At 75.1% G+C, this 5783-nt stretch carries 6 protein-coding genes; 1 reads left to right on the forward strand and 5 read right to left on the reverse strand.

Annotated features, from left to right (window positions below):
* The coding region (locus tag V7793_RS32090) for an aldehyde dehydrogenase family protein (protein WP_336013231.1) at positions 1 to 145 on the reverse strand (145 nt) is incomplete at its 3' end.
* A gap of 167 nt (positions 146 to 312) precedes the next feature.
* On the opposite strand from V7793_RS32090, the gene soxR reads away from it, so the two are divergent.
* The gene (gene soxR / locus V7793_RS32095; protein WP_168092344.1) at positions 313 to 768 is read left to right on the forward strand and encodes a redox-sensitive transcriptional activator SoxR; all 456 of its coding nucleotides are present in this window, start codon (positions 313 to 315) and stop codon (positions 766 to 768) included.
* A 25-nt stretch (positions 769 to 793) separates the two neighbouring features.
* Here soxR and V7793_RS32100 read toward each other — a convergent pair whose 3' ends face one another.
* From V7793_RS32100 to V7793_RS32115, 4 genes are all read right to left on the reverse strand, one after another.
* Positions 794 to 2236 carry an amidase gene (locus tag V7793_RS32100; protein ID WP_336013232.1) on the reverse strand — a complete coding sequence of 481 codons (1443 nt, stop codon included), beginning with the start codon at positions 2234 to 2236 and terminating at the stop codon, positions 794 to 796.
* 156 nt (positions 2237 to 2392) lie between these two features.
* The gene (locus V7793_RS32105) at positions 2393 to 3004 is read right to left on the reverse strand and encodes a hypothetical protein (RefSeq protein ID WP_058045119.1); all 612 of its coding nucleotides are present in this window, start codon (positions 3002 to 3004) and stop codon (positions 2393 to 2395) included.
* A gap of 213 nt (positions 3005 to 3217) precedes the next feature.
* Positions 3218 to 4528: a serine-threonine protein kinase gene (locus V7793_RS32110; RefSeq protein ID WP_336013229.1), complete on the reverse strand. Its 1311-nt coding sequence runs from the start codon at positions 4526 to 4528 to the stop codon at positions 3218 to 3220.
* A 138-nt stretch (positions 4529 to 4666) separates the two neighbouring features.
* On the reverse strand, positions 4667 to 5783 hold a 1117-nt coding region (locus V7793_RS32115; protein ID WP_336013230.1), incomplete at its 5' end, for an exo-beta-N-acetylmuramidase NamZ family protein.

A 5783-nucleotide genomic window follows, 5' to 3' on the forward strand; every position in this document is an offset into this window, starting at 1 on the left:
GGACGGCCGCGTCGACGTCCTCGGCGTCTCCGGCCGGGACCGTGGCGATGACCTCCTCGTCGGCCGGGTTCACGACCTCGATCGTGCCGCTCCCCGCGGCGGGCCGCCAGCTTCCGTCGATGTACATGCCGTCGTGCGCGTTCACTGGTCGTCTCCTCGCCGAAGCGGAATCTAAGGTCCCACAGCTCAGCTCCCCCGTAGCTGTGGTCCCAAGCTAACGCCGGGGACGCAAGGCGTACCAGGGGGCGCGGTGGCCGCCGGTGTGGCCGTCGTCTCAATGCCGGGGGCCGCCCGTCACGTAAGGTCTGAGCTGTGCCGCAGATTTCGAACAAGGTCCAGGAACTCACCGTCGGTCAGCTGTCCGCGCGCAGCGGCGCGGCGGTCTCCGCCCTGCACTTCTACGAGACCAAGGGCCTGATCAGCAGCCGCCGCACGTCCGGCAACCAGCGCCGCTACGACCGTGACGCCCTGCGCCGCGTCGCCTTCATCCGGGCCGCGCAGCGCGTCGGCATCCCGCTCGCCACGATCCGGGAGGCGCTCTGCGAGCTGCCCGACGAGCGCACCCCGAACCGGGAGGACTGGGCACGCCTGTCCGAGACCTGGCGCGGCGAGCTGGAGCAGCGCATCACGCAGCTGGCCAGGCTGCGCGACCACTTGGACGACTGCATCGGTTGCGGCTGCCTGTCGCTGGAGAACTGCGCGCTGTCCAACCCGGACGATCTCAACGGCCTGCGGGGCGCGGGCTCCCGCCTGCTGGTCGAGCACTGAGACCGCCGGGCGCGCCCGCCCCGCGTCACCACATGGCGGGCCGCCGCCCGGCCCAGGGGCGGGCCTCCTCCAGCTGTGCGGAGAGCGAGATGAGCGTGGCCTCGTCGCCGTAGCGGCCGCCGAGCATGATCCCGACGGGCAGGCCCTCGGGCGTCCAGTGCAGCGGCACGCTCACGGCGGGCTGCCCGGTCGCGTTGTACAGCGGGGCGAAGGGCGTGAAGCCGGCCATGGCGGCGAACTCCCCCTCCGGATCCTCGTCGTTGCGCAGGGCGCCCACGGGCAGTGGCGGCCGGGCGAGGGTGGGTGACAGGAGCACGTCGTAGCCCGTGCCGGGCGCCTGGAGGGCACCGGCGACGAGCCGGCCGGTCCCGCGCATCCGGTACAGGGCGGCGGCGAACTCCGTCCCGGTGACGCGGGTGCCGCGCTCGCGCAGGTGCCGGGTGAGCGGAAGCAAGTGCTCCGAACCGCCCGGGGGTACGGGCACGAGCGTCGACAGCACCTCCCACACGGTCGTGAAGGCCCGGCCGAGCGCCTCGTCGCCGGGGATCGTCAACTCCTCGACCTCGTGGCCGAGTTCCCGCAGCAGCCCTGCCGCCTCCTCCGCGGCCCGCCGGCACTCCGGGTGCAGCTCGACGCCCGGGACCGGCGCCTCCGTGATGTGGGCTACGCGCAGCCGCCCCGGGGCGCGCCGGGCGTGGCCGGTGAAGGTCTCGCCGGGCGGGAGCGCGGGCGCGGCGTAGGGGTCGCCGGGCATCGGCCCCGCGAGCACGTCGAGGAGCGCGGCCGCGTCCGCGACCGTACGGGCCAGGGGCCCGGACGTCACCAGGCCGGTCACGTCGTCCAGGACGGGGCCGGGACTCACCCGGCCGCGGCTGGGTTTGATGCCGAACAGGCCGCATACGGACGCCGGGATGCGGATGGAGCCGCCCCCGTCGCTCGCGTGCGCCAGGGGCGCGAGCCCTGCGGCGACCGCGGCCGCCGCCCCGCCGCTCGACCCGCCCGCCGACCGGCCGAGGTCCCAAGGGGTGCGGGCGGGCGGCGCAACGGCGTTCTCGGTGTGGGCCGGCAGGCCGAACTCGGGGGTGTTGGTCTTGCCCAGCAGGATCGTCCCTGCGTCCCGCAGCTTGGTCACCACGTGGTCGTCCACGGTCGCGACGTTCCCGGCCATCGCCGCCGAGCCCATCGTCCAGCGCACGCCGGCGACCTGGCTGAGGTCCTTGACCGGCACGGGTACGCCGTGCAGCGGCGGCAGTTCGCGGCCTTCGCGCCGGGCGGCCGAGGCCGCGCTCTCGGCGTCGGCCGCCTGCTTGCGCGCGACATCGGGGGTGACGGTGATGAAGGCCCCGACGGTGGCGTCGAGCCGGCCGATGCGCTCCAGGTAGTGCTCGGTCAGCTCGACGGGCGACACGCGCCCCGTCCGCACCGCCTCCCCCTGCTCCAACGCGGTCAGGTCGTGCAACTGCCCCATGCCGTCCGCCTTCGCCTCGAACCGGTGAGCCGTGCACTGCATCCTCGCACCACCGGCCGACGGCGGACACCCTGTTCCCGGCCGCCCCGGCTGTCCCTGCGGCCTTCCCGCCCGCCCGTGCGGGCCTGCTCCTGCGCGGCTGTCCGGGCGCCCGCCTCACACCGCCGCGTACCGGTCCTCCAGCAGCCGGCGGCGCGCCGCGGCCAGCGCCCCCGCGGTGAGGACGGGCGCCGGCACCACGATGCCGCAGTCCGCGCAGACGGGGCCCTGCGCGGGGCAGCGGTCCAGGTCGGGGCGCCATTCGAGGCGGTCCTGCGAGCAGACCGGGCAGGCGTCCCCGGGCTCGGCCTCCATCGCGGCGATCACCCGGCGCAGCACGTCGGACAGGCGTGCGGCCGGGTAGGCCGTGGGGCTGACGCAGGGCACGATGTCGCAGCCGCCCCAGGTGTGGCGGTGCCAGGCGTCGACACCGGCGGGCTGCCGGATGCCGTCGTGCTTCTCGCGCTTGCGGCGGTCGGCGAACCCCGCCTCGTAGGCGAGCCAGACCGCGCGGGCCTCCTCCAGCTCCGTCAGCGCCACGACCAGCCGGGCCGGGTCGGGGGCCCGGTCGGCGGGATCCATCCCGGCGAGGTCGCACAGGTGGTGCCAGGTCGCCCGGTGGCCGTACGGGGCGAAGCGCTCAAGGCACTTGCGCAGGGAGGTCCGCCGCAAGGCGATGGTGTTCCGTGGATTGCGCACCTCTCGTGCGAGTGCTCTGAAACCTGCCACTGCATCCCACCTCCGACAGCGCGGACTCGGATCGACATGGAAGGGACGTAACTCATCGCCATTCGGATCCATCGGCCGCGGTGTACGGCCGACTCCGCTCTGCTACCCCGAAGTCGCGCGGGGATGTGGAAACGCGCGAAGGTGGCGGATCCTCACTCTCCGCTCACCTTTCGTTCACGGATGGGGGATCTCTTTCACGACGCGGGGCGTCGTTCACGGCGGCAGGAGCCGGCCGGCCAGCAGGATGACGCGGGCCAGCTCCTCGTGGCAGATGTCGCTGTGCGCGCCCGACGGGGGGCCGCCGCGCGCGACGACGGAGGACGCGTCCACGCTCACGCAGCCCGCCGCGGGCAGCCCGCCGCGCAGCGCCTCGTCCAGGCCGAGCCGCGCGCAGGGGTCCACGGCCTGGATGCCGTCGTGGCCGACCGCGCCCCACCGGCCGTCGTCGGACCCGAGCACGCTGTCGTCCTGGCGGGAGACGCGGGACGCGAGCGGGTAGAGGACGCTCAGGGCCGAGTCGTGGCGCGAGTGGCAGGAGACCAGCGGGCCGCGCACCCGCCGGTACAGCCCGTCGAGGGCCCCGCCGTTGCCGGTGTCGAACGGCAGGCGCGAGGAGAAGGCGTAGTGGGAGAAGGCTCCCTGGAGCAGGGTCACGCCGGCCAGGCAGCTGCTGTCGCCGGGCAGTCCGCGCAGCGCGAACGACACCAGGCGCGCGCCGAAGCTGTGCCCCGCCAGGTGGATGCGCAGGGCGGGGGCGGAGGCGGCCAGCCGGGTGAGCGCGGGCCCGAGGCCCTTCTCGCCGACCGTGCCCGCGCGCTTCTTCATCGTGTAGTACGACATCTGCCGCAGCACTTCGAGGGCGCCTCCCCACAGCCGCTTCAGGCCGCCGCCGAGGAAGGCGGGCGGCAGGGCCCCCACGTGTCCCAGGGCGGAGGCGAACGCCTCGCACACGTCCTGGGTGTCACCGGTGAGCAGGTAGGGCTCGGCGTCCCCGTCCTCAGGCTCCCCCGGCTCCCCCGCGGCCGCCGTTCCCCGCGGCGGGGCGGGGGCGAGGCCGCGCACGAGGGAGACGAACTCCTCCAGGCGTGCGGGGTCGTCGGAACGCTCGGCCGCCAGCTCCGCGAGCCGGTCCGTCACGGCCGGATCGCACGGCAGGGTCCTGACCAGCGCCTCGCGGGTGGCGGCGTCGAGCGCGGGCGGGGAGGGCACGTCACCGGGGCCGCCGGCGGCCGCCGCTGACGGGAAGTCGGGAACGGCCTCCCCGGGGAAGCGCATGGAGGGCCAGATCACGCCGGCGTAGCCGACGCGGGCGCCGGGCGCGCCGGCGAGCAGGCCCGGGAAGGGTTCGAAGAAGCGGGAGTAGAAGCGCGTGGCCATCGGCCTGTCGTTGTTCCAGCCGTGCGCGAAGACCACCAGGTCGGTCAGACCGGCCTCGGCGACCCCGCGTATCAGGGCGTCCCGCTCGTCCGCGTCGACGTCCCCGTCGGCGTCGAACGTGAGCTCCCAGTAAGGATCCACACTCATGCCGGACATGGCATTCCCCCTTGAGCGGTCCGGTGCGGGCGCATCGTCCCGCCGTCAAGAGGGCCTGTCCAGACGTCCGTCACGCCGTTCACGCTTCCGTGTCCGGGCCCCGTACGCCCCGGGCCCGAGCGCGGCGGCTCAGTCGTACAGGAGGTGTTCCTCGCGCGTCGCGCGGAAGGCCTCCAGGCCGGGCCGCCACGCCTGCACGATGTCGTCGGCGGAGGCCCCGGCGTCGGTCATCGTGCGCACCGCCGCCGTCCCCGCGAGCCGGTCGATCCACCGGTCCGGGCGCCAGGCGAAGCCCGGCCACACGCGCCGGGCGGTCACGAGCAGGGCGACCCCGGTGCGCACCGGGTCGTACGCCCGCCGATCGTGCACGTGCAGCTGCACCCCGCCGATGGTGCGGCCCTGGAACTTGGAGAACACCGGCACTGCGTACGCCTCCCGGAAGTGCACGCCCGGCAGGCCGAGCGCGTTCAGGGCCGCGGCCCAGCGGTGGTCGATGCCCTCGGCTCCCACGATCTCGAACGGGCGGGTCGTGCCGCGCCCCTCGGAGAGGGTGGTGCCCTCCAGCAGGCAGGTGCCCGCGTAGGCCAGGGCGGTGCCGGGCGTGGGCACGTTGGGGCTCGGCGGTACCCACGGCAGGCCGGTGTCGGCGAAGAAGTGCGTGCGCCGCCAGCCGCTCATCGGCACGGTCTCCAGCCGCGCGGCGCGCCCGGCGGCCCTCGGCACGGCGTCCGCGTTGAACAGCAGGGCGAGCTCGGCCACGGTCATGCCGTGGGCCTGGGCGATCGGTTCGCGGCCCACGCCCGACGCCAGGGAGCGCTCCAGGACCGGGCCGTACGCGCCGCGGCCCGTCAGGGGGTTGGGCCGGTCCAGGACGACGGTGCGCAGGCCCGCGAGCGCCGCGGCGACGAGGCACTCGTAGAGCGTCCAGACGTACGTGTAGAAGCGTGCGCCCACGTCCTGGATGTCGAAGACGACGGTGTCCACGCCGGCGCGGCCGAACAGCGCGGCGAGCTCCCGGCCGCGCAGGCCGTGGACGTCGTGCACCGGCAGCCCGGTCGCCGGGTCGGTGCCCGTGGTCTCCGAGCCGCCGGCCTGCGCCGTGCCGCGGAAGCCGTGCTCGGGGCCGAACACCGCGCGCAGGTCCACCCGCCGGTCCGCGTGCATCACGTCCACGACGTGGCGGACGTCGGCGGTGACGCCGGTGGGGTTGGTGACGACCCCGGTGCGGGACCCGGCGAGCAGGGCG

The organism is Streptomyces sp. KLMMK (assembly GCF_036961605.1).
In the GTDB taxonomy this organism is placed as follows: Bacteria; Actinomycetota; Actinomycetes; order Streptomycetales; family Streptomycetaceae; genus Streptomyces; species Streptomyces telluris.